General features: G+C 45.8%; 4 protein-coding genes and 1 pseudogene. 3 read left to right on the top strand and 2 right to left on the bottom strand.

Annotation, left to right across the window (positions count from 1 at the left end; all coding sequences use genetic code 11):
- Nucleotides 1-215, bottom strand: a 215-nt coding sequence (locus tag Q0236_RS00420; RefSeq protein WP_297913706.1) for a hypothetical protein, incomplete at its 3' end; no start/stop codon positions are given.
- A gap of 44 nt (nucleotides 216-259) precedes the next feature.
- Here Q0236_RS00420 and Q0236_RS00415 point away from each other — a divergent pair.
- From Q0236_RS00415 to Q0236_RS00405, 3 genes and pseudogenes are all read left to right on the top strand, one after another.
- Nucleotides 260-1,120 (top strand): annotated as a pseudogene (locus Q0236_RS00415) (2-oxoacid:acceptor oxidoreductase subunit alpha); the annotation flags it as partial.
- Nucleotides 1,121-1,966, top strand: coding sequence for a 2-oxoglutarate ferredoxin oxidoreductase subunit beta (locus Q0236_RS00410; RefSeq protein WP_297913701.1), 846 nt, complete (start codon nucleotides 1,121-1,123; stop codon nucleotides 1,964-1,966).
- Nucleotides 1,963-2,517: a 2-oxoacid:acceptor oxidoreductase family protein gene (locus tag Q0236_RS00405; RefSeq protein ID WP_297913699.1), complete on the top strand. Its 555-nt coding sequence runs from the start codon at nucleotides 1,963-1,965 to the stop codon at nucleotides 2,515-2,517. The genes Q0236_RS00410 and Q0236_RS00405 overlap by 4 nt, the downstream gene beginning before the upstream one ends.
- Nucleotides 2,518-2,634: 117 nt before the next feature.
- Here the strand turns inward: Q0236_RS00405 and Q0236_RS00400 are convergent.
- Nucleotides 2,635-2,816: hypothetical protein (locus Q0236_RS00400; RefSeq protein WP_297913695.1), on the bottom strand; the 182-nt coding region annotated here is incomplete at its 5' end.

Here is a 2,816-nt window from a genome sequence, read left to right as displayed (position 1 = left end):
CTTCTATTAAAAAATAATTTTTCACTTGAAATTGGCATCAAATATAATTGCTGTAAAATCCCACTTTTCGCATTATTCATAGTATTACTGCCTAACATTGATACTGTATTCTGAATTGTTGTCCACAATGTGAAGCCAATAATTAAAGCTGAAAGTGATTGTCCGATAATACCCTTACTAATTGAGTTACTACCCCAAAAGATACCCATAAACATTAAAATAGTTAAAGCTAAGTCTGAGACAGAGCTAAATAAATAGCGTCGGTATATGATTAATTCACGCTGAAATTCCGCTTTTAATCGTAAATGTTATGCGAGGAGGTCCTAGCACTGGGCTTCCTACGCGAGTGGCGCAGGGCGATATTTTGCAAGCTCGCAACCCCACTCACGGCGATTTTCAAAGCATCGCGCTGTGCCCGGGCTCACTAAATGAGGCTTATACGCAAACCGTGCGCGCCTTCAATCTAGCCGAGCGGTTTATGACGCCGGTATTTTTGCTACTTGATGAGACGCTTGGGCATATGCAGGCAAAGGCGGTGCTACCTGAAATTTCGGATCTAAAAATCGAGCGCAGGGCGGAATTTAAAGGTGGTCCGAAAGATTATGAGCCCTACGACGCTGCACCCGATAAGCCTGCGGTGCTAAATCCATTTTTTAGGGGATATCACTATCACATAACGGGGCTGCATCACGGCGTAAAGGGCTTTCCGACCGAAAACGAGCAGATCGTGGATCGCTCTATAAAAAGGCTTTTTAATAAAATTTCGGCGCATGAAGATGAGATCGTGCAATATGAGGAATTTATGCTAGATGACGCCGAAATCTGTATCATCGCCTACGGCAGCGTTAGCCTGGCAGCAAAAGACGCGATTTTAAAGCTACGAGGGCAAGGCGTGCGTGTGGGACTTTTTCGCCCGATCACGCTGTGGCCAAGCCCAGCGCGCAAGCTAAGGGAGCTAGGGGAGAGATTTAATAAAATTTTAATCGCCGAGCTAAATTTAGGGCAGTATCTGCTAGAGGTGCAGCGCGCTTGCTTGAGGGATGATTTTAAGACGCTTCTTAAGGCAAACGGCAGACCGATCAGCCCTAGCGAGATTATCGAGAAAGTAAAGGAGCTTTAAATGTCGTTTGATTACGATAAATATCTAAGAACGGACAAGATGCCTACGCTTTGGTGCTGGGGCTGCGGCGACGGAGTGATCTTAAAAGCGATCATCCGCGCGATTGACCGCATAGGCTGGAGTATGGACGATGTGTGCGTGGTAAGCGGTATCGGCTGTAGCGGTAGGATGTCGAGTTACATAGACTGCAATACCGTCCATACGACGCACGGGCGTGCGATAGCTTATGCTACGGGTATCAAGCTTGCAAATCCAGGCAAACACGTAATCGTAGTCACTGGCGATGGCGATGGGCTTGCGATAGGGGGCAATCACACGATTCATGGATGCCGCCGCAATATCGATCTAAATCATATCTTAGTAAACAATTTCATCTACGGGCTCACGAACTCGCAGACGAGCCCTACGACGCCGCGTGGGTTTTGGACGGTTACGGCACAATACGGCAATGTCGATCCCAGCTTTGATGCGGCGAAACTTGCGATTGCTGCCGGAGCAACTTTTGTCGGACGCGAGAGCGTGACAAATCCAGAAAAAATCGAGCGACTTTTGGCTAAGGGCTTTGAGCACGAGGGTTATAGTTTTTTTGATATTTTTAGCAATTGCCACGTAAATTTGGGTCGTAAAAATAAAATGAGCGAGGCAGTGCAAATGCTAAAGTGGCTTGATTCGCGCACGATTTCCAAAACAAAATTTGACGCTCTTAGCGAGGATGAGCGAGCGGGGCTATTTCCGCTTGGAGTTTTGCACGAAGATAATGAGCGCACCGAATACACAAAGGCGTATCAAAAGGTGATAGACGCGGCACAAAGCGGCGAAGCGATAAATTTTGAAGGACTAAGATGAATCAATTAAGATTTGTGGGAGTGGGCGGTCAAGGAGTGATCTTAGCAGGTGAAATTCTAGCTGCGGCAAAGATCGCGCACGGCGGCTATGGAATCAAGGCATCTACGTATACCTCTCAGGTACGTGGCGGACCTACGAAAGTGGATATTATCTTAAGCGATGAAGAAATTCTATATCCTTACGCGAGCGAGGGCGAGATCGATTTCATGCTCGCAACGGCGCAGAGCAGCTACGATGCTTTCAAAAACGGCGTGAAAAAAGGCGGCGTGATCGTAATCGAGCCGAATTTAGTAGCACCGAGCGATGAGGATAGGGCAAGCTTTAAAATTTATGAAATTCCAATCATCACCATCGCAAAATACGAAGTTGGGAATGTCATCACTCAAAGTGTCGTGGCTCTAGCGATCGCAGTAGGGCTTAGCCGCTGCATGGACTCAGGGCTCGTAAAAGAGCAAATGCTCCGCTCTGTGCCCGAAAAAACCCGTGCGCTAAATGAAAAGGCGTATGATTTGGGGATAAAATACGCAAGAGAGGTTTTGGAGACGGAGTAAAATTTTATGGCAGCGAAACGATAGAAGCAGGCGGTAATATTCTAGCGGCTTTATTCTTGCTTTTTTTTGCGAAGTGCATCAGCTATAAGGATGAAATTTATCGCGTTGTTAAAATTTTTATTTTGGTACAAGTATACTCATCGCTTTTCTTAAAGGATTGCACTCGCTATCGCTTAGGCAAATTTCTAATTGCTCCTTTATTTTGCAGGAAAAATCCTTCTTGTCGCTGTTTTTTCCGTAACAAACCTTGTCAAAGTAACCGATAGCCCTATGTATATTTCCGCCGTAAAGTATTTCAT

It is taken from the genome of uncultured Campylobacter sp., from assembly GCF_938031315.1.
GTDB lineage: Bacteria > Campylobacterota > Campylobacteria > Campylobacterales > Campylobacteraceae > Campylobacter_B.
This window is presented reverse-complemented; position numbering and strand designations above follow the sequence as displayed.